Source organism: Simiduia agarivorans SA1 = DSM 21679 (assembly GCF_000305785.2).
Taxonomy (GTDB): Bacteria; Pseudomonadota; Gammaproteobacteria; order Pseudomonadales; family Cellvibrionaceae; genus Simiduia; species Simiduia agarivorans.
Genome location: NC_018868.3, coordinates 4087017 through 4107439 on the forward strand (window position 1 = coordinate 4087017; position 20423 = coordinate 4107439).

Here is a 20423-nt window from a genome sequence, read left to right on the forward strand (position 1 = left end):
CCCTTTTTTTCTTTCAATTATTTTGCCCTAGCGGCAAGGGGGTCGTTATGTCCCGGCTTTTGGTTGGAGTTTGTTTATTCATAATGGCGCTACCGTCGGTGGCGCAGGACACAGGAAAAACCTGGATTACGATTGGCGCCGATGCGGTGCAGTCATTGCGCACAAACCGTGCGACGATTGGCCTGGTTGCAAAAGAACAATGGGCTCAGTCGCCAGTGCAGGTGGCGGCGCTTGATAATGCAGATGTATTGCGCTTAAGCGAATACATGCACGACCAGTTCCATCGTTGCGGTGGTTTCATTGCGCATGCGTCAGAAGCCGAAGCGGTTGCTGCGGCTAAGGCCATGGCGTTGCCCAGTCAGAATCTGGTGGCCTATAGCATCGATAGCCCCGTGCAGGTCAATGCCATGCTGAGCGCCCTGAACAGCAATAACATGAGCAGCATGGTGACCAATCTCAGTAATTACCACAATCGCTATTACACGCAGCAAACGGGCGTGGATGCGGCTACCTGGATTCGCAATCAATGGGCCGCCATTGCCAATGGCCGGTCAGATATTCAGGTCGAATTGGTGTCCCACACCTGGGCGCAACCCTCTGTGGTATTGACGATCACAGGTCAGGATTTGCCTGAAGAAATCGTGGTGCTTGGCGGTCATCTGGATTCCATAAACCAGAGCAGCCCATCCACGGGACGGGCGCCAGGCAGCGACGACAATGCCTCGGGAATTGCGGTGGTGACGGAAGTGCTGCGCGCCATTGTTTCGACCAACTTCAAGCCCGCGCGCACCATTAAACTCATGGGCTATGCCGCTGAAGAAGTGGGCCTCAAGGGATCACAGGCCATTGCCCAGGCGCATAAAAATGCCGGCGCACAGGTGGTGGGCGTGGCCCAATTTGATATGAGTGGCTACAAAGGCACGGCCAATAAGGACATTGTCTTTATGACCGATTACACCAACAGTGCGCAGAATAATTTTATGGCGCAGCTGATCGATACCTACCTCACCGGCGTTACCTACGGTTTTGGTCAGTGTGGTTACGGCTGCTCCGATCATGCGTCCTGGCACGGCCAGGGTTATGCGGCGTCCATGCCATTTGAATCCAATCTGAATCAAAGTAACCCGAATATCCACACCGCCTACGACAATACCTACGACGTGGGGCATTCGTTTAAATTTGCACAGTTGGCCGCCGCTTACGCCGTCGAGCTGGCCAAGCCCGCCGGTGTGGTGATTCCGCCACCGGATAACGCGCTTGAGAATGGCGTGCCGAAAGCCGGCCTTGCCGGCGCACAAGGCGAATGGCTGGATTTCACCTTTGATGTGCCCGCGGGTAGCTCGGCCATCCAGGTCGCTATGTCGGGCGGCTCTGGCGATGCCGATCTGTACGTGAAGCTGGGCAGCCAGCCAAGCGACAGCAGCTACGACTGCCGGCCCTATAAAAACGGTAATGCGGAAAGCTGCAGCCTCAGCGCCAGCGGTAAATACTATGTGCGTATCAAAGGTTACAGCGCTTTTTCCGGTGTGACCTTAACGGGCAGTTTCAGCGCCGACGGTGGTGGTGGCCCGGGTGAGGTGATCGAAGAAACCTATACCAATGTGTCGGTCAGCCGGGGTGGTTGGGTACGCTATTCCCTCACGTTGCCGGCCGGATATACCCGATTGGATGTGACGTTATCCGGTGGCAGCGGCGATGGTGATCTCTATGTCCGGGCCGGCAGTGAGCCCACCACCAGCAGCTACGATTGCCGGCCCTACAAAAACGGCAATAACGAAAGCTGCAGCTTTAACGCGCCGGCAGCCGGCACCTGGCATATCGGCATCCGGGGCTATTCTGCCGCCAGTGGTATGACCCTTAACTACAAAGCCACGCCCTGAGGCGGCTTTTTTGCCATAATGGCCACTTTTCACCAAAGTGGCCAAATCCTTGAAAACAGATGTGGTAGTGGTGGGCGCGGGGGCCGCCGGTCTGATGTGTGCAGCGCAAGCGGGTTACCGCGGGCGTTCGGTGCTGGTACTGGACCATGCCAACAAGCCCGGCAAGAAAATACTCATGTCCGGCGGCGGGCGCTGCAACTTCACCAATCTGGTGGTCGAGCCCCGTCACTATCTGTCGGCCAATCCTCATTTCTGCAAATCGGCATTGGCCCGTTACAAGCCGCAGGACTTTATCGAGTTGGTGGAGCGCCATGGTGTGCCCTACCACGAGAAAACCAAGGGCCAGTTATTTTGTGATAACAAAGCCAGCGACATTCTGAATCTGCTGCTCACGGAATGTGAATGGGCCGGCGCAACGGTGAAGGTAAACTGCGGCATCGATTCGGTAAAAAAAACCGGCGAAGGTTTCGTTCTCCAAACCGCTGAAGGCGAGGTCCAATGCGCTTCCCTGGTGGTGGCTACCGGTGGTCTGTCCATTCCCACCCTGGGTGCTACCGGTTGGGGCTTTCAGATTGCCGAACAGTTTGGTCACCACTGTTTACCCCGATGGGCGTCACTGGTCCCCTTTACCTTTTCAGATCGTTGGCAACCGGTGTTTGCCGAATTGTCAGGCCTGTCTGTGGATGTGCAAGTCACCTGTAATGGCACGCGATTCCATGACCCGTTGTTATTTACCCATCGCGGGTTGAGCGGGCCGGCAATGCTCCAGATTTCCAACTATTGGCAATTGGGCGATGCGCTCACCCTGGACTTTCTGCCCGGGCAATCCGTTGAGGCGCTGATAAAAGACTGGCAACAGGCGGGCGTAAAGGCCGAGCTGAAAAACCAGTTGGCGAGCCTGTTGCCGAAGCGATTCGTGCAGCAATGGCTCGATCACACCGGCGTCAACAAGCCGGTACATCAACTGACCGTCAGTGATGTGGAAAGCCTGGCAGATGCACTGCACCGGTTTCAGGTCACGCCATCGGGTACCGAAGGCTACCGCACGGCGGAAGTCACGCTGGGTGGCATCGATACCCGGGAGGTCAGCTCCAAAACCTTTGAGAGCAATAAGGTGCAAGGGCTCTACTTTATTGGCGAAGTACTGGACGTTACCGGTTGGTTGGGCGGTTACAATTTTCAATGGGCCTGGGCCAGCGGTTTTTGTGCCGGGCAGTTTGCATAGCAGTGTGAGAGGGGAGAAATATGTCTGAGGTTTACTGGATTACCGGCGCCTCGTCGGGCATTGGCGAAGCCGTGTCCATGCTGTTGGCGGGTCGGGGAGACAGAATCATCTTATCCGCCCGACGCGAATCCGAGTTGGAAAGGGTCAGACTTGCCTGCATCGACGCCGGCGCGGAAGCTAACAATATTATTGTATTGCCTCTGGATGTGACCGCCACCGATCAACTGCCAGTAAAAGCCAAGCAAGCGATGGACTGCTTCGGCCAGATTGATCATCTGTTTAACAATGCCGGCTTGTCCCAGCGCTCGCTGTGTATGGATACCCAGCTCAGCACTTACCGGCAATTGTTTGAAGTGGATGTGCTGGGCCAGATAGCGCTTACCCAGGCAGTGCTGCCCTATATGCTGTCGGCAGGTCGTGGTCATGTGTCGGTGACGGCGTCGGTGGCGGGCAAAATCGGTGTGCCATACCGCACGGGTTATTGCGCGGCCAAGCACGCCGTGATGGGTTTTTTTGATGCACTGCGGGCCGAGGTGGCGCATCAGGGGATTCGGGTGTCTACCGTGGTGCCGGGTTTTATCCGCACCAATATCTCGGTGGCTGCCCTCAATGGCGATGGAACCGCCTTTGGCGCTGTGGATGACGATATTGCCAACGGCATGGATGTGGATAAGGCGGCCCGGCAGATTGTGGCCGGCTGGGACAAGCGGCGGCCCGAAATTCCGGTGGGTGAGGGCAAGGAAATGCAGGCCCTTTGGCTGAAACGGCTGCTCCCAACGCTCGTGTTCCGGCTGGTGGCCAAGCGTATGCCGCAGCGGTGATTTGAGCCGCGCAGGTTAGCTCGGTAGAATTACGGCAATTGATCGTCACCTTATCTGAAGGAAAACCCAATGGGTCGCGCTTACCAGAACCGCAAAGAATCCATGGCCAAAACGGCCGACATGAAATCTAAGATCTACAGCCGCTATGGTCGTGAGATCTATGTCTGCGCAAAGTCGGGCGGCGTAGAGCCCGAGGGCAACCTGGCACTGCGCAACCTGATCGATAAGGCCAAGAAAGAGCAGGTACCTGCGCACGTAATCCAGAAGGCATTGGATAAAGCAGCTGGTGGTGGTGGCGAAGATTACTCGCCAGCGCGCTATGAAGGTTTCGGCCCTGGCAACATCATGGTGATAGTGGAGTGCCTCACCGATAATCCCAATCGCACCTTTTCCGAGATGCGCATTTGCTTCAATAAAACCAAGAGTAAACTGGGCACGCAGGGCACGGTGGCCCACATGTTCGATCACGGCGCATTGTTTGTCTTCTCGGGCGATGAAGAAGCTGCCATGGAAGCGCTGATGGAGGCGGATGTCGAATTAATCGATATCGAGGAATCCGACGGCAAGGTCACCGCGGTGACTGCCCACACGGATTACTACAAAGCCAAAACTGCGCTGGAAGCAGCCTTTGAAGGCGTGGAATTTGATATGGATGAAATCCAGTTCCTGCCCAAGGAAACCACCCCGGTGCCGGAAGAGGACCGGGAAATGTTTGAAAAGCTGTTGGACATGCTGAATGACGTGGACGACGTGCAGAACGTGTATCACAGCGGCGAGCTGTAAAAATAAAAATTGGGGTCAGATAAGCATTTCCGTTTGAGACCGGTTAACGTTTAACCTGCAGGTCTCGGAAATGCTTATCTGACCCCAATTTTTCCCAGCCACAAATTTCGCAGAACCTGAGAGCATTCGCGGCTGGGAAGCCGCTCCCACAGGAGCAAAAAATCAAAGTTGCCGCACCGATATCCCAAAAACAAAAAAGCCCGGCATTTGCCGGGCTTTTTTGTGACACAAAGATAAGAATTACTTCTTCTCTTTCTTGGCCTTTTCTTCGGCGATCACTTCGTCTGCTACGTTTTGTGGACATGGCAGGTAGTGGCTGAACTCCATGGAGAACTGGCCGCGGCCAGAGGTCATGGTGCGCAGGGTGCCGATGTAACCGAACATTTCAGACAGGGGTACATCTGCCTTCACGCGTACGCCGGTTACGCCTTTTTCCTGATCCTTGATCATGCCGCGACGACGGTTCAGGTCACCGATAACGTCACCAACGTGATCGTCCGGGGTGAACACGTCAACCTTCATGATTGGCTCCAGCAGCTGTGGGCCAGCCTTAGGCATGGACTGACGGAAAGCGGCTTTGGCAGCGATTTCGAACGCGATGGCCGAGGAGTCAACCGCGTGGAAACCACCGTCGAACAGCTCAACTTCAACGTCCAGCACAGGGAAGCCTGCCATCGGGCCGGTTTCCATCATGGACTTGAAGCCCTTTTCAATAGCCGGGAAGAATTCCTTCGGTACGTTACCACCCACAACAGTGGAGGTGAACTTGTAGCCGGTGCCCACTTCGCCCGGACGGATGCGGTAATCGATCTTACCGTACTGACCAGAACCACCTGACTGCTTTTTGTGGGTGTAGCTGTCTTCAACTTCACGGGTAATGGTTTCGCGGTAGGCAACCTGTGGCTTACCAACGGTCAGTTCGATGCCGTGGGTACGCTTGAGGATGTCTACTTTAATGTCCAGGTGCAGTTCACCCATACCTTTCAGAATGGTTTCGCCTGAATCTTCGTCGGTTTCCACGCGGAAAGACGGGTCTTCAGAAACCATTTTGCCCAGTGCGATACCCAGCTTTTCCATGCCGGCCTTGTCTTTCGGCGCAACGGCGATAGAGATTACGGGATCCGGGAACACCATCGCTTCCAGGGTGCACGGGTGCTTCACGTCACACAGAGTGTGACCGGTCTGTACGTTCTTCATGCCCACAACGGCAAGAATGTCACCCGCTTGCGCGGATTCAATTTCTTTACGGTCGTTGGCGTGCATCTCAACCATACGGCCGATACGCTCGGTTTTGCCGGTGGCGGAGTTCAGGACGGTGTCGCCCTTGTTCAGCTTACCGGAGTAAATGCGGATAAAGGTCAGGGCGCCGAAACGGTCGTCCATGATCTTGAATGCCAGTGCCTTGAAGGGCTCGTCAACAGATACCAGTGCGTATTCGCCGGTTTCGTTACCTTCTTCGTCGGTCAGCGGCTGCTTGGTCGCTTCAGTCGGGTCTGGCAGGTAATCAACCACGCCGTTCAGTACCAGCTGGATACCTTTGTTCTTGAACGCGGAACCACAGAAAGTGGGGAACCAGTCCAGCTTGATGGTGCCCTGACGGATGCAGCGCTTGACGTCTTCCAGAGAAGGCATTTCGCCATCCATGTAAGCCATCAGCAGGTCGTCGTCCTGTTCCAGAGCGGTTTCCAGCAGTTCCTGGTGGTACATTTCCACGTCGTCCGCCATGTCGGCCGGTACGTCTTCTACGCTGTAGTTTTCTGGCAGGCCAGAGTCATCCCAGATGTAGGCTTTCTTGGTCAGAACGTCTACCACACCTTTGAAGTCGTCTTCGGTGCCGATGGGCAGGGTCATGATCAGCGGGCGCGCGCCCAGTACTTTCTTGATCTGCTCAACTACGCGGTAGAAGTCTGCACCCAGACGGTCCAGCTTGTTCACGAAGATTACACGGGCAACTTCGGATTCGTTGGCATAGCGCCAGTTGGTTTCGGACTGGGGCTCAACGCCGCCGGAACCACAGAATACGCCGATACCGCCGTCCAGTACTTTCAGTGAACGGTACACCTCAATGGTGAAGTCCACGTGGCCGGGGGTGTCGATGATGTTGAAACGGTGATCGTCCCAGAAGCAGGTGGTCGCAGCGGACTGAATGGTGATACCGCGCTCAGCTTCCTGATCCATGAAGTCCATGGTGGAGGCGCCGTCGTGTACTTCACCCAGCTTGTGGATACGTCCGGTCAGCTTCAGGATACGTTCGGTGGTAGTGGTCTTGCCCGCGTCAACGTGGGCGAAGATGCCAATATTTCTGTATTTAGATAAGTCTGTCATTACGTTACTCATAAGCCAGGGCGAAAATTGCGCGGTATAATACAGAATATTTTTCGAACTTATTAGTAGGTAAAGGATATATTTTCACCCTTTTGACCACTTTTTACCGATACCGCTCTGAGTATCGCGGTTTCTTGATGACAAGCCTGTTACAGGTGATCTCCTTGCTCCCTTATATTTCTAATAGTTATTAAAAAGTGCGATCCTATCCACTCGGTACGCCCGAACCGCGTTTTTATAGCCAATTCAGGGGGACGTGTGACCTGCTCGGAATAATTGGTTACGTGCAGCAATTTATCTTTGCCTGCGCCGGCAGCCCTGCCTAGTCTTAGTGTCAGGTGGTCGATTTTTGATCGCTTCACTATCTGAGGTAGGGAAATGACTGACAAATCCTGGATGCTGAATCCGTTGGCAATACGACATGCCCGTGAATGCATCGCCATTATCAAAAAAGACTTTGACGAAACCCTGAAAATGTCTGACCCGGACTTCCTTGAGCAATTGCAGGCCAAGGCCAGTCTGGGGGTTTCCCGCGACCTGCGCCGTGCCTATATCCAGCTGATGGCCGATGCCGGCGTATCCAACAGTGCGCATTTGTTGGGCGATCAGCCCGCCAGACCGGTTGTCGCTGCGCGCAGTGCATAGCGGGTACAGCCTGTCCCTAAGCGTCCCGGTTCAGCGATACACCTTGTCGATCAGCGTCAGCCATTGCTTTACCAGTTTGGTGGGCGTGGCCGTGCGTCGCGTCAAGGCGGCAATGTCCACAGTGTAATGCCTGTTGTCCGGCATCAGGGCGCGCAAGCTGCCTTCGGTGAGCTGGGGTTGCACATAGTGAGACGGAAAGTAGCCGATGAACCGACCGGTATTCACCAGCGCCATCCTCACCTCATAAATATACGCATTGGCTGCGCGTTTAAGGCCCTCCATGGCCAGCGACGCCTGGCCTGCCGTCTGTATGCCAGGATGGACAAACCGGCAGGCTTCCAGATCGGCGTTGGTCAGATCGTCTGCTGGCACGGCAAACAGGGGGTGCGACCTGTGGCAATAGAGAAAGTAGTCTTCGCTGTACAGGGACTGGTATTGCAGTGTGGAGAGTTCCCGGTGTTTAGGGGCAAAACACAGATCGGCACGGCCATCGAGTAGCGCCTGTTCCATTTCCGGCAGGCTGTTGGTGGATATATGGATCACCACCTCGGGCGCATGCTGGCTGAATTCTTCCAGCATGGAGGTCAGGCGAAAACGAGGGTCGGCCACGATGGCATCCGAACAGATGATATTCAGTTCGCCGGTCAGCTGGTCGTGCAAGCCATTCACCTTGGCCCGGAATTGGTCCAGATCGCCAAATAACTGATCCACCGCATCGAATACCACCTTGCCGTCGTCGGTGAGGGCAAAGCCGCCCCGGCCCCGGTGGCACAGGCTCAAGCCCAGGCGGGACTCCAGATCGGCCATGTGGGTGGAGATGGTCGAGCGGGCAATGTTGAGTTGTGATTCGGCCGCGCTGAAACCGCCGCAGTTGACCACGCTCTGGAACACCCGCAGCAGCTTCAGATCCACATCGTTAATTTTTTGCAGCTTGGACATAGTGACCGTCATTCAGTTGTGAAAACAGCTGTTGAACCAGCGGGTTGGATTTCTGGCTGGCCAGGCAATGCACGGCCATGACCACGTGGTAGCCGAACTGTTCGGGTGCAAGTGGTTTGAGTCGTTGCTGCTGGCACCAGGGGGCGGCGGCGTGATCGGGCAGAAAGCCCACGTAGGTACCGGACAAAATCAGGGCTGCACGGGCTTCCAGTTCGGGGGCGATGGCGGTGAGGGTCAGCTGCTCGATCAATGTGGCTTGTTGCTCACTCCAGACCTGACCGGTACCCACAAATTCGCAATCGACGAGGTGTGAGCGCCCGACTTCCGTTGCATCAAAAAGCGGATGATTGCGGGCGCAATAAAGCTGGTAGTGCTCCTGGTACAGCGGCTTGCTGTAAAAACGGGCCTGGCCGACGGCGTCTGGCGCGATGCCCAGATGAATTTCGCCGGCTGCCAGCGCATCGGACACGGCGCTGGCATTCAGGCTGGTAACGGACAGCCGGGCGTCGGGGGCCTTGCGGCGGAAATCCCGCAATACGTCCGCGAAACAGAAGGCCGGGTGAGTCAGGCTGCTGTCACAAAAGCCGATGCGCAATTCGCCCGCCAGTTTCTGGTGCTGCAGGTTGGCCAACTGTGCACTCAGCTCATCGCCGGCAGCGAGCCAGCTGCTGGCGGCCTCATACACGGCCTGGCCTGCCTCGGTGAGGGCAAAGCCACCGGGGCCGCGTTTGCACAGCGTCAGCCCCAGGCGGGATTCCAGCTCGGCCAGGTTGGTGCTGATGGTGGAGCGCGACAGGTTCAGCCGGCGCTCGGCAGCGCTGATGCCGCCGGCGTCGGCCACGGTCAGAAACAGTCTGAGAAGGCGGGGGTCTTGAAGGTCCGCTTGTTTCATAATATCCAACCTGAACGGGATAAGGTTGGTTTAATGTTAACTTAAGTTGATGCTTGTGAGCAGTGTCGGGCTGGGGTTTAATGCCGGCACAACGAAAAAGGCCGGCTTCCTACGGCCACCGAAAAAAGCAGAAGTCACAGGTATCCCAGTATGACCCCCAAAAGCGTAATCCTCATCGGCATGCCCGGCGCCGGTAAAAGCACCATCGGCGTGATGTTAGCGAAAGAGCTCGCCAAGGATTTTATTGACACAGATGTGTTGATTCAGGTGCGCGAAGGCAAAACCCTGCAAGAGATTATGGATGAGTCGGATTACCTGAATTTACGCAGGATAGAAGAGGAGGTGCTGCTGGAAACGGACTTGCCCAACCACGTGATCGCCACCGGCGGCAGCGTGGTGTATGGCGATGCCGGTATGCAGCACATGAAGCGCTACGGGCCGGTGGTTTTCCTGAATGTGTCGTTGGCCGAGCTGACCCGACGCATCCATAACTATGAATCCCGCGGCATTGCCCGTCGGCCGGACCAGTCCTTCCAGGAGGTTTTCGACGAGCGCAACAAGCTGTACCGGCATTATGCCGATATCGTGGTGGACTGCGATGGCCGAGACCAGGCCCAGGTGATCGGCGCGGTGATGCAGGCGCTCGACGCGGCGTAATGTAGTCTCCGCAGGGAGGGCTCATTCGGACCAGATTCGGCTGCGCCGAACCTTGAGTCGGCGCCCGCCGCCTTCCTGCCCGCCGGAAATCAGCCATACTCAGTGCTCAATCGCGGGAGGGCTTATGAGCACTGAAAAAACCTTTTACCAACCTCTGGGTGGCAATGAAATGCCGCGTTTCGGCGGCCCGGCCACCTTCATGCGTTTACCCGCCAAAACCCTGGCCGATCCGTTGGACGTGGGCATCATTGGTGTGCCTATGGATATTGGCGCATCCAATCGCCCCGGTGCGCGATTTGGCCCGCGTGAAATCCGCGATGAATCGCGCATGCTGCGCCCGTTCAACGTGTCTACCGGCGCTGACCCCTTTAACAGTCTCGCCATTGCCGATATCGGCGACGTGGCGATAAACACCTTTAACCTGCTGAAAAGCGTGCAGATTATTGAGGATCATTACGATCAGGTGGTCGCAGCTGGCGTTACTCCCGTGTCGATTGGCGGAGACCACACCATTGTGCTGCCGATCCTGCGGGCGCTGAAAAAGAAGTATGGCCCGGTGGGCCTGGTGCACATTGACGCCCATGCCGATGTGAACGACCACATGTTCGGCGAAAAAATTGCCCACGGCACGCCATTCCGTCGCGCGGTGGAGGAAGGGTTGCTGGACGGCAACCGGGTGGTGCAGATCGGCTTGCGCGGCACCGGGTATTCGCCCGATGAGTATCAATGGTCCAAGGATCAGGGTTTCCGCGTGGTGCAGGCAGAAGAGTGCTGGTACAAATCCCTGGCCCCGCTGATGGCCGAAGTGCGTGAAAAGGTGGGCGGCGGGCCGGTATACCTGAGCTTTGATATCGATGGCCTCGATCCCGCCTTTGCCCCCGGCACAGGCACCGCTGAAGTGGGTGGGCTGACGGTGCATCAGGGCCTCGAGATCGTCCGCGGGTGCAAGGGCCTGGACATTATCGGGTGCGATCTGGTGGAGGTGTCTCCGCCTTATGATGTGAGCAAAAACACCTCGGTGGTGGGCGCAAATCTCTTGTACGAAATGTTGTGTGTACTGCCCGGGGTGAAGTATTCCACGATCTGATCGAAGTATTGATCAGCAGGACTCATTCGCTAATGAATAGTCAGTCATTAGCGAAAAGTATCAAATAGTTCGTATTTATTGGTGGGGCGTGTCGCGCGAGCGACCCCCTCCGATATTCTTTGCAATTCAAAATTTCTGTAGCAAGGCTAGAATCTGCATCAGATCGCCCATAAGGCGAGCTTACAGACGAGACGTATAGCGGCCCGCTCTGCCACCAGAGCCCGCTGAAATGAGAGCGGCCCAAAAAGCCCGCCAACCAGAAGTAAGGTGCAGTTATGTCGGTGTTTTCCCACCCGGAGTTTGACGGTCACGAGCACGTGGCGTTTTATCACGATCGCAAATCGGGCCTGAAGGCCATTATTGCCATCCATAACACCAATCTGGGACCGGCCCTGGGCGGCTGCCGCATGTGGCCCTATGCTACGGATGAAGAAGCACTGCGCGATGTCCTGCGCCTGTCCAAAGGCATGACCTACAAGTCCGCCGTGGCCAATATCAAACTGGGTGGTGGCAAGGCCGTCATTCTGGGCAACCACCGCACCGAGAAAACCCGCGACCTGCTGCTGGCCATGGGCGACTTTGTGGAGTCCCTGGGTGGCCGGTACATCACTGCCGAAGATTCCGGCACCTCGGTGGCCGACATGAAAGTGATTGGCGAGCGCACCCGCTTCGCCGGTGGCGTAGTTGAGGGCAGTGAGCACGGCGGCGATCCCAGCCCGACTACGGCGTACGGCACTTACGTTGGCCTGAAAGCGGCGGCTAAATTCCGTTTGGGTGTGGATTCGCTCAAGGGCATCAGAGTTGCCGTACAGGGTGTTGGGAATGTGGGCTACCGTCTTGCGAAGCACCTGCATGACGACGGCGCCGAGTTAGTGGTATCCGATATTTTTTCTGAAAATACCGAGCGCGCAGTGCGCGAGCTGGGCGCCCGCGTGGTTGAGGGCGATGCCATTTTCGACCAGGACGTGGACATCTTCGCCCCTTGCGCCCTGGGCGCGATTATCAACGACAACACCATCGATAGACTCAAAGCCTGCGTGGTGGCCGGTGCGGCCAACAACCAGCTGGCAGAGGAACGCCACGGTGAGCTGTTGCGCGCCCGCGAAATTCTGTACGCGCCCGATTATGTGATCAACGCCGGCGGCATTGTCGATGTGTATTACCAGCGCACCGGCGAGTCGGCCGACAAGCTCAAGGCCCACGTGGAAGGCATTGGCGACACCCTGACCGAAATTTTCACCCGCGCGGCAGAAAACCAACAACCGACCGGGCTTGTGGCAAATAAAATTGCCGAAGAACGTTTTAATCGCGCTTGAGTTGCGCAATTCACATTTCAAAGCCAAACGGTTGAGGGGTTGTCACGCTCACTCGTTTTAGGTTTTTCCTCCTGTGACTCTCCCTTGCATTTTGTATGGGAACTTCAAGCCCGGCCCCAAAGGCCGGGCTTTTTTTATGACCGCCAGGGATGGTTGGAATGCCGGTTTTGCAGGAGCAAAAGCCGGCGGTCCATGGATGGAGTGGCTAAAAATTGCTCCTGCATTTTTGGCACTTCCGCCATCCTTGGCGGTCGTATGCCGAAAGGAGCCAGGGATGGCGACGGTCCGACGCTTCGGTCGGCGCGCTGCAGGCCACTGCATTTACATTCGAAGCAGGTGCAAAAACCGCGGTCCGACTCATCGGTCTGCGTGCTGCATATCACCGCGATAACATTCGGAGCGGTGGCTAAGCCGAATCTGGAATGTCGGCGTATGCCACGAGCGCATAGCAGTGCAGCAGCAACGTGCATGTTCTTTTGCCTAAGGCTGCGCTCGCGCAATCCGCTCGGTCGCAGCTGGAGGGTGATGGCCATCGCACCACTCCACCGACAATGTGTAGGGTGGAATAAGCGAAGCGCATTCCACCAAAAAACCAAAGTCCCGGCGCCCATTGGACCAACAGCGGAGATCTATCGGTAAAGTGGGATAAGCACTGCGCAATCCACCAACAACAAAAAAGCCCCGGACCAGCCGGGGCTTCAAGTGCTTGCTGGACTTACACCAGCTGCTTTAACTGCGCCAGATCGTAAGCCACCATTTCGCCGCCGTCACGCAGGCGGTTGGGCCAGTCGGGGTTTGAAATCAACGCCCGGCCCACGGCCACCAGGTCAAACTCATCGCGGCCCAGTTTTTCCAGCAGCGTATCGATGGACGCCGGCTGGCCACCGGCAAAGCCTTTGGCACCTTCATCGATAAAGGCCTGGTCCAGCCCCACGCTACCCACGGTGATGGTGGGCTTGCCGGTGAGTTCTTTGGTCCAGCCGGCCAGGTTCAATTCACTGCCTTCGAATTCGGTTTCCCAGAACCGGCGGGTAGAGCAGTGGAAGATGTCCACGCCGGCATCAGACAAGGGCTTCAGGAATGTTGCCAGTTCATCCGGTGTTTCGCACAGGCGCGCGGTGTAGTCCTGCATTTTCCACTGGGAGAACCGGAATACGATGGGGAAATCCGGTGCAGTGGCGGCGCGCACGGCTTTAATCACCTCGGCTGCAAAACGGGTCCGGCCCACCAGATCGCCGCCGTATTCATCGGTGCGCTCATTCAGGCCGGCCCAGAAAAACTGATCGATCAGGTAGCCGTGGGCGCCGTGAATTTCTACCCCATCAAAACCGAGGGTCATGGCGTCTTTGGCGGCTTGTGCGTAGGCGGCGATCACTTCGGCGATATCGTCTTGGGTCATTTCATGGCATTTCTTTTTGCCCGGTGCCACCATGCCGGAGGGGCCGAAACCGGGTACCGACGGGTCGGGCTCCATGCCCTCGCGACGCACCGCACCTACATGCCAGAGTTGCGGCATGATTTTGCCGCCGGCGGCATGCACGGCATCCACCACTTTCTTCCAGCCTGCGAGTGCTTTGTCGCCATAAAAGTAGGGCACGTTCTCGTAGCCATTGGCGGCTTTGTGGCCAATGCAGGTACCTTCGGTAATGATCAGGCCCACGCCGCCTTCGGCGCGGCGACGGTAGTATTCCATCACCAGATCGTTGGGCACATTGCCCGGCGAAAACTGGCGCGTCATCGGCGCCATGACGATGCGGTTGCTCAGTGCCAATGGCCCAAGAGCGAATGGGGAAAACAGTTTATCTAACGCAGTCATTACTACCTCTCAGTATGCATCCGGGTTATCGCAGAGTTTGTTTGTATTGCTCCATAACCTGGTTGAACAGTGCCAGGCCGTGGATGCGGGAATATTGCAGTGCGCCTTTGCAGGCGAGTACCAGTAGCAAGGCCTGTGAGCGGGCGTCGCCGGTAAAGTGCATGGTGTCGGCGTTGCGGCCTTGCTCCAGGGTGCGGGCAATGAACTGGATTTCATGCTCGTCGAGCCGGGCAATGGCCTGGCACATGGAGGGCGGCAACAAATTGATATCAGTTTGCAGTGAGCTCAGCGGGCAAATTTTGTTTTCGCCTTGTGCATATTGGAGAGACCAATCCAGATACGCGTTGAGCCGATCCCAAGGGTCCGGGTAGCGCTGTTCGGCGCCGGAAAACTTCTCTTGGTGCCACGCTTTGATCCACTCGCACAAAGCGACACCCAGGTCTTCTTTTTTGGGAAAGTGGTGGTGCACGCTGGCTTTGGTTATGCCCAGTGCGCTGGAGATGTCCTGGTAGCTGAAGTTCTCGAAACCTTTGGTTTGCAATAGCTGAATGGCCAGCTCAAGAATCTCTGCCTTCCGGTTGCGGGACCGGGTCTGCACCATGGTGCTAACCTTCTAGTTGGTAAGTTAGCGCCAAATTAACCTACTAGTAAGTAGGTTACAACGGGTATTTTCCCGAACAGATCACACTTTTATCTGGATTTGATTTTATGACTGGATAGTCATTCAGAATTTGCTATAACTATTAACAGGTTAGCGCGATTGCTTTGCTGCAAGCGGCTAATGCTAGTCATGTGTCTCCTAATGATGGACTTGGTTTTAGTGATGAATTGAACGGCAGTGTCAGGCCGAGGATGACCCCCCCGGTCGCCCATAAGCGCTCCGGCTCAAGATAATCAGCCCGCCCAAAAGGCGGGCTTTTTTTATGGCGACACAGCGGTAGTCGGGCAGATGGGCAGATTGAGCGCCTTGGTTTAACAAGGGCGGGTAGGCTCAGCCGCGCGGCTCCTTAACATTGAACAGCGTAAAGCCGGATCGATGTTGTTCTGCAAAGGCATTGGCGTCTGGGGCCGGCCACTGCTCCAGAGTAATTAATCGCGCAGTTTTACCCCCGCCAACAGACCATTCCTGACTGGTGTGATGGGCGTTTTCGATTTCCCGGTCGAGCAATACCGATGCGGTGGCGCGAATCAGGCTGCGGGCCCAGATCGCAATGACGATGGCGCCCACAATGCCCATAAGCGGGTCCAGCCACCACCAGCCCACCAGCTTGCCAGTGAGCAGTGCGGCGATGGCCAGGATAGATGTGAGGGTGTCGGCCAGCACGTGAAAAAAAGCTGCTCTTAAATTCTGGTCGTGATGATGTCCGTGGTGGTCGTGATGTCCCTTGTCGTGTCCATTGTCGTGTTGGTGCAACAGGGCCACTGAAATCAGGTTGACCACAAGGCCTATCGCTGCGGCAATCATGGCGTGTTCGTAGTGTATGGGCGTTTGATTGAACAGGCGCTCAATGGATTCAATCACCATCATCAGAGCGACCGTGGCCAGTGCAACCGCGCTGGCAAAACCGCCCAGATCATTGACCTTCCCGGTGCCAAAAACAAACGTCGGGTTGTCGGCGTGTTTGGCCGCATAATGGTAGGCAAACAGGGTGACACCAAAGGCGGCAGCGTGTGTGCCCATGTGCCAACCATCGGCCAGCAGCGCCATGGAGCCGGACCAGAGTCCGACCAGAATTTCGCCCACCATGGTGAGCAATGTCAACACTAAAACCCAAAGCACCCGTTTGGTTGGCGTGGCGGACATGGTGTGATTTCCCTGCAATCAATATACTATACCCCAGTATACTATTAACGATTCGGGTGGAACAGGCAGGGCGTATGGCACATCTGGCAAAAAACACGGACAAGTTACTGGCGCGGGTGCGTCGGATTCAAGGGCAATTAAAAGCAGTGGAGCGCAAGCTGGAAGAGGGGGCTGACTGCATGGCAACCTTGCAGCAGATTGCCGCAGTGCGCGGGGCCAGTCACGGATTGTTGATGGAGGTGCTGGAAGCCCACATGCGTGAACATCTGCTTGAAGGTAAGCCCCAGCAGCGTGCCGAAGAGCTGGATGAAATTATCAGGCTATTGCAGCGCTACGTTAAGTAGCACGGAATTTACAGTGGCAATGATGTGGTGTATTTCACTTGCTTGAGCGCAAAAGTTGAATTCACCGACGCCACATTGGGCAAGTGCACCAGCGTCTTTTTGAGCAGTTGTTCATAGTGTTCAACGCTGTCGACGACCACGCGCAGTACGTAGTCTTTTTCGCCGCTGGTGGAGTAACACTCCACAATCTCCGGCACATCCTGTACCTCGTTTTCAAAGGCGTTGAGGCTGTCTTCGTCATGGCTTTTGATGGTGATGTAGGCATACACCGTCACCGCCAGGCCCAATTGCTTGGGATCCAGTAGCGTCACTTTCTGCTTGATGATGCCGTCGGCCTCAAGCTTCTTGATCCGGCGCCAGCAGGGGGTGTGGGAAAGGCCCACTTTGTCGCCCAGCTCGGCCATTGAATAGTCAGCATTTTCCTGCAAGGTGCGAAGGATTTTGCGGTCAAAATCATCGAGCATGGTGGTTGTCCTACAAATGGCTGGTAGCTGAGATAAGCGTCCTAAACTCTACCATCTATTCTGGCGGGTAGAAACAGTTTGTTCAGTTTCTTTGGTCAGCCAGGCGCGCTCCATCAGGGCGTAGCCTTCCGGGTCGTAGCGCTCTAATCCCGGTCGGTCGTAGGGAAACGCGTGGTGATGGGCGAAAAACAAAACGGACAGTTCTGCAAAGTATTCTTTTTGGTTGGTCAGGGCATAGGCCTTGGCGACCCGCCGGCCGCCCTCTGCAGCCAGATCGAGGTAGCGCTTGTTGGCCAAGGTGTTTTCAAACGCGGCTTTCTGGGCGCGGCTCAGGCGGCGCCAATGATAGTGGTTGAAGGCGTGGGCGAGTTCGTGAATGGCGCCGGCCAGCGCCCATTGATCACTGATGGCCAGGTAATTGGCGGCCGAATTGATCACGATGGCGTTGTCGAAGCGGGCCGAAATGCGATTATTGACGGGAAAATACCAAAGTCCCCGATCTTTACCGCCGTAACTCGAATGGGTGCCGCCGAATAAGTAGTAGCGAATGCCGTCGAAATCGCTGCGGTGGCTGGCGGGAATACGTAGCAGGGCAGTGTTCACGGCCGCTTGCAGGCGCTTGGCTGCGGCATGTGTCATTTGCGGATCGCGCTCGAGCATTTCGCGTTCGACCCAGATATTCAGGCGGTAATCGTCGAGCTGGATCAGAGCGCGATTGGCGTAGTTGTAGTATTCCTTCGAGGCAGTCAGTCCATACTGGCCGTGGCTGTTGTGCACTTCAACGGCCACAGACTCGGTGGGTTTGTTCCGGCAACGCCTGGGATCGTCGGTGAAAATTGGCCGGCCTTTGGGGTCCTCGCAGCGCAATACCGTATCGGCGGCTGACAGGGAGGGCATGGCCAGCAGCGTAAACGCTGCCAGCCAGGCAATCAGGTGTGCGGTTATCGCGGTGTTGCCTATTGCGCGCGCATCAGCGCGGCATAAAGTCCAGTGGCAGCTCGGTTTTATACCGGACTTGCTTGATGGAAAAACTGGATTTGATATGGTCGATGCCTGGCACCTGGGTAAGTTTGTCATCGAGGAAACGCTGATAAGTTTGCAGGTCCGGTACCACTACGCGGATCAGGTAATCGAAGTCACCGGTCATCAGGTAGCATTCCATGACTTCCGGCCATTCATTAACCGTGTTCTCAAACATTTCCAGGTCGCTTTTGACCTGGTGATTGAGGGTAACCTGAATAAACACGCTCACGGGCAAGCCAATTTTGGCGGGTTCCAGCAGGGTTACGGCCTGACGCAGAAAGCCTTCATCGCGCAGGTTCTTTACCCGGCGGGAGCAGGGGGAAGGCGAAAGACATACCTTATCGGCAAGTTCAATATTGGGAATTGTGGCGTTGGTTTGCAGAATTTCCAGAATCTTGCGGTCTGTTGCATCAGGAATATAGTTGGCCATAGTGCGACTTTTGATCGAGTTGGTTTATGACAATGCCCCGTGATAAGGCCACGCCCTTGGAACCTTCCATCGCGCCGCAGATAGTGGCGCTCTGGTTAGCCTTGCCGTTGTGCGGCACAGGCTGGCTTCTGGGTGCACAATGCCGGCCACTTTAGGGCTTTTCTTGGACGAAATAAAGCGATTTCATTAAAAATTTAGTATAAATACACTAAATATCCAGTCTGCCTGCAATAAATGCTTGTTTGGTCAGTCTCTTTCCCGGCCCGGCAGGCGTAGTGATTGTGCGGCCCGTTTATGGTTGGATGATTCGAACCTCTTACCCAGACGATATAACGATGGAAACCCTGAATATTGACTGCCTGGTCAGTTATGGCGATGACTTTGTAGCGCGATTGGATCGCCGGTTGGCGCACTGGCGTGACCAGGGCTGGCCGGTGCCAGCGCGTACTCTTTGTCTCCGGCCCGCCGCAGAGACGTGTGGCGAAAGCGAGTTGTTGCTGGGTGAGCCCGCACACATTCTGCATTACCTGCAGAAGTACCCCGAAGCCCTGCACCGGCTGCGCTGGATTCAGTCGAGCTTTGCCGGTGTGGATGCGCTGGCTGGGCTGGCCTTGCCGTCGTCCTGCAAGCTCACGGCCATGAAGGCGGCCTTCGGGCCGCTCATCAGCGAATACGTGTTTGGCCACCTCCTGTCTTACCGGCGGGATTTTTTGGTGTACCGTCAGCAACAGGCCGACAAGCTTTGGCGGCAGCACAGCTACCGGTCTATTGCCGGCGAAACATTGCTGGTGGTCGGGCTGGGCGGCATCGGGCGTCATCTGTTAACCACGGCACGGCATTTCGGCATGCGCACCCTGGGTGTTTGCCGGACGGGCGTGTCGGACGTTGATGCCGATGCGATCTATCCGGTGAGCGCGCTGCAGCGGGCGCTGGCGCAGGCGGATGTGGTGGTGCTGGCGCTGCCCGCCACGGCGGATTCGCGTAAGCTGATGGATGCGGCCGCGTTGTCTGCACTCAAGCCCGGCGCCTTGCTGTTCAATGTGGGGCGAGGGGTGCTGGTGGATGATCCCGCGTTGTTGCAGGCGCTGGATGCAGGCATTGTGGCGCACGCCTGGCTGGATGTATTCCAACAGGAACCACTGCCGGCAGACCATCCGTTCTGGTCGCATGCCGGGGTTACGGTGACACCGCATGTGGCGGCACTGACGTTTGAGCAGGATCTGGCCGATTTTTACGGGGATAATCTGGCGCGCTGGCTGTGCGGAAAACCGTTATTGGGTGAAGTGGATCTGGCGAGAGGTTATTGATCGGCTACAGTTGCAGTACCATCTCCACGTGCGGAATGCCGTCCTCGTCATAGACGTCGGAGTCGGCAACAAAGCCCAGGCTTGCATAAAAAGCGCGCAAATAGTTCTGCGCGCCGATGCGCAAGCGCTGTTTTGGAAAACGTTTGCGGCATTCGTCAATCGCGCGCTGCATGATCTGTTTGCCCAGTCCCCGTGCGCGCGCCGTTTCACTGGTGAGTACCCGGCCGATAGAGCATTCATCAAAGGTGGCGCCGGCGGGCAGAATGCGTAAATAGCCCAGTAGCTGATTGTGTTCCCAGTAACACAGGTGCAGTGCTTGTTGATCGGCGTCGTCCAGATCCAGGTAGGCGCAATCCTGCTCCACCACAAACACGCGACTGCGCGCCTGCAGCACACTGTAGAGTTCGTCTAAGGAAAATTCGTGAAAGGCTTTTAAGGTCCAGCCGTCGGGCATTGTGTTGATCACTGTTTGTGGGTTTATCCGACTATAAAATAAGGGGCTTGTGTGAGCTAGCCCTTGGTATATTCAAGAACACGCCGCACGTTTCTGGCAATCGGCGCGCAATAGGATAGATATTGCGGGGACGCGTAAATACATCCTTGTAGCTCGACGGCGGCGTCCATGCCGCCGACGCCCCGCCATATCCATTCTATTGCCCGCTACC

Annotated in this window: 20 protein-coding genes; 10 read left to right on the forward strand and 10 right to left on the reverse strand. The window is 56.3% G+C overall.

The window, feature by feature from the left end:
• Nucleotides 1–83: 83 nt before the first annotated feature.
• The 4 genes from M5M_RS21015 (at nucleotide 84) to M5M_RS18265 (ending at nucleotide 4709) form a co-directional block, all read left to right on the forward strand.
• Nucleotides 84–1880: a M20/M25/M40 family metallo-hydrolase gene (locus M5M_RS21015; protein WP_015048994.1), complete on the forward strand. Its 1797-nt coding sequence runs from the start codon at nucleotides 84–86 to the stop codon at nucleotides 1878–1880.
• A 49-nt stretch (nucleotides 1881–1929) separates the two neighbouring features.
• The gene (locus M5M_RS18255) at nucleotides 1930–3105 is read left to right on the forward strand and encodes a BaiN/RdsA family NAD(P)/FAD-dependent oxidoreductase (protein ID WP_015048995.1); all 1176 of its coding nucleotides are present in this window, start codon (nucleotides 1930–1932) and stop codon (nucleotides 3103–3105) included.
• Nucleotides 3106–3125: 20 nt separating this feature from the next.
• Complete coding sequence (locus M5M_RS18260; RefSeq protein ID WP_015048996.1) at nucleotides 3126–3926, forward strand: SDR family oxidoreductase; 801 nt, start codon at nucleotides 3126–3128, stop codon at nucleotides 3924–3926.
• A 69-nt stretch (nucleotides 3927–3995) separates the two neighbouring features.
• Nucleotides 3996–4709 carry a YebC/PmpR family DNA-binding transcriptional regulator gene (locus tag M5M_RS18265; protein ID WP_015048997.1) on the forward strand — a complete coding sequence of 238 codons (714 nt, stop codon included), beginning with the start codon at nucleotides 3996–3998 and terminating at the stop codon, nucleotides 4707–4709.
• A gap of 240 nt (nucleotides 4710–4949) precedes the next feature.
• On the opposite strand, the gene fusA is transcribed toward M5M_RS18265, so the two are convergent.
• Nucleotides 4950–7034, reverse strand: a complete 2085-nt coding sequence (fusA, locus tag M5M_RS18270) for an elongation factor G (RefSeq protein ID WP_015048998.1) — start codon at nucleotides 7032–7034, stop codon at nucleotides 4950–4952.
• A 378-nt stretch (nucleotides 7035–7412) separates the two neighbouring features.
• On the opposite strand from fusA, the gene M5M_RS18275 reads away from it, so the two are divergent.
• Entirely contained in the window at nucleotides 7413–7679 is a 267-nt protein-coding gene (locus M5M_RS18275; protein WP_015048999.1) for a hypothetical protein, read from the forward strand.
• A gap of 30 nt (nucleotides 7680–7709) precedes the next feature.
• On the opposite strand, the gene M5M_RS18280 is transcribed toward M5M_RS18275, so the two are convergent.
• Nucleotides 7710–8618 (reverse strand): LysR family transcriptional regulator, encoded by a 909-nt coding sequence (locus M5M_RS18280; RefSeq protein ID WP_015049000.1) that lies wholly within the window; start codon nucleotides 8616–8618, stop codon nucleotides 7710–7712.
• Nucleotides 8596–9510 (reverse strand): LysR family transcriptional regulator, encoded by a 915-nt coding sequence (locus tag M5M_RS18285; protein ID WP_015049001.1) that lies wholly within the window; start codon nucleotides 9508–9510, stop codon nucleotides 8596–8598. The genes M5M_RS18280 and M5M_RS18285 overlap by 23 nt, the downstream gene beginning before the upstream one ends.
• 150 nt (nucleotides 9511–9660) lie before the next feature.
• On the opposite strand from M5M_RS18285, the gene M5M_RS18290 reads away from it, so the two are divergent.
• From M5M_RS18290 to M5M_RS18300, 3 genes are all read left to right on the forward strand, one after another.
• A complete protein-coding gene (locus M5M_RS18290) occupies nucleotides 9661–10167 on the forward strand; it encodes a shikimate kinase (RefSeq protein WP_015049002.1) in 507 nt (168 codons plus the stop codon).
• Between the two features lie 124 nt (nucleotides 10168–10291).
• Nucleotides 10292–11254, forward strand: coding sequence for an agmatinase (gene speB, locus M5M_RS18295; RefSeq protein WP_015049003.1), 963 nt, complete (start codon nucleotides 10292–10294; stop codon nucleotides 11252–11254).
• 275 nt (nucleotides 11255–11529) lie between these two features.
• Nucleotides 11530–12570 carry a Glu/Leu/Phe/Val dehydrogenase dimerization domain-containing protein gene (locus tag M5M_RS18300; protein ID WP_015049004.1) on the forward strand — a complete coding sequence of 347 codons (1041 nt, stop codon included), beginning with the start codon at nucleotides 11530–11532 and terminating at the stop codon, nucleotides 12568–12570.
• A 715-nt stretch (nucleotides 12571–13285) separates the two neighbouring features.
• On the opposite strand, the gene M5M_RS18305 is transcribed toward M5M_RS18300, so the two are convergent.
• The 3 genes from M5M_RS18305 to dmeF all read right to left on the reverse strand — a co-directional run bounded on the left by M5M_RS18305 (nucleotide 13286) and on the right by dmeF (nucleotide 16190).
• A complete protein-coding gene (locus tag M5M_RS18305; protein ID WP_015049005.1) occupies nucleotides 13286–14386 on the reverse strand; it encodes an NADH:flavin oxidoreductase in 1101 nt (366 codons plus the stop codon).
• A 25-nt stretch (nucleotides 14387–14411) separates the two neighbouring features.
• The gene (locus tag M5M_RS18310; RefSeq protein WP_015049006.1) at nucleotides 14412–14987 is read right to left on the reverse strand and encodes a TetR/AcrR family transcriptional regulator; all 576 of its coding nucleotides are present in this window, start codon (nucleotides 14985–14987) and stop codon (nucleotides 14412–14414) included.
• 390 nt (nucleotides 14988–15377) lie between these two features.
• Nucleotides 15378–16190, reverse strand: a complete 813-nt coding sequence (gene dmeF / locus M5M_RS18315) for a CDF family Co(II)/Ni(II) efflux transporter DmeF (RefSeq protein ID WP_015049007.1) — start codon at nucleotides 16188–16190, stop codon at nucleotides 15378–15380.
• Nucleotides 16191–16264: 74 nt separating this feature from the next.
• On the opposite strand from dmeF, the gene M5M_RS18320 reads away from it, so the two are divergent.
• Nucleotides 16265–16534, forward strand: coding sequence for a metal/formaldehyde-sensitive transcriptional repressor (locus tag M5M_RS18320; protein ID WP_015049008.1), 270 nt, complete (start codon nucleotides 16265–16267; stop codon nucleotides 16532–16534).
• An 8-nt stretch (nucleotides 16535–16542) separates the two neighbouring features.
• Here the strand turns inward: M5M_RS18320 and M5M_RS18325 are convergent, their stop codons facing one another.
• From M5M_RS18325 to M5M_RS18335, 3 genes are all read right to left on the reverse strand, one after another.
• Complete coding sequence (locus M5M_RS18325) at nucleotides 16543–16998, reverse strand: Lrp/AsnC family transcriptional regulator (RefSeq protein WP_015049009.1); 456 nt, start codon at nucleotides 16996–16998, stop codon at nucleotides 16543–16545.
• A 48-nt stretch (nucleotides 16999–17046) separates the two neighbouring features.
• On the reverse strand, nucleotides 17047–17895 hold the full coding sequence (locus M5M_RS18330; protein ID WP_015049010.1) for a M90 metallopeptidase family protein: 849 nt from the start codon (nucleotides 17893–17895) through the stop codon (nucleotides 17047–17049).
• A 73-nt stretch (nucleotides 17896–17968) separates the two neighbouring features.
• Nucleotides 17969–18451, reverse strand: a complete 483-nt coding sequence (locus M5M_RS18335) for an Lrp/AsnC family transcriptional regulator (protein WP_015049011.1) — start codon at nucleotides 18449–18451, stop codon at nucleotides 17969–17971.
• Nucleotides 18452–18786: 335 nt separating this feature from the next.
• Here M5M_RS18335 and M5M_RS18340 point away from each other — a divergent pair, with 335 nt between their 5' ends.
• Nucleotides 18787–19758, forward strand: coding sequence for a D-2-hydroxyacid dehydrogenase (locus M5M_RS18340; protein WP_015049012.1), 972 nt, complete (start codon nucleotides 18787–18789; stop codon nucleotides 19756–19758).
• A 4-nt stretch (nucleotides 19759–19762) separates the two neighbouring features.
• On the opposite strand, the gene M5M_RS18345 is transcribed toward M5M_RS18340, so the two are convergent.
• Entirely contained in the window at nucleotides 19763–20224 is a 462-nt protein-coding gene (locus M5M_RS18345; protein WP_211216994.1) for a GNAT family N-acetyltransferase, read from the reverse strand.
• Nucleotides 20225–20423 lie beyond the last annotated feature (199 nt).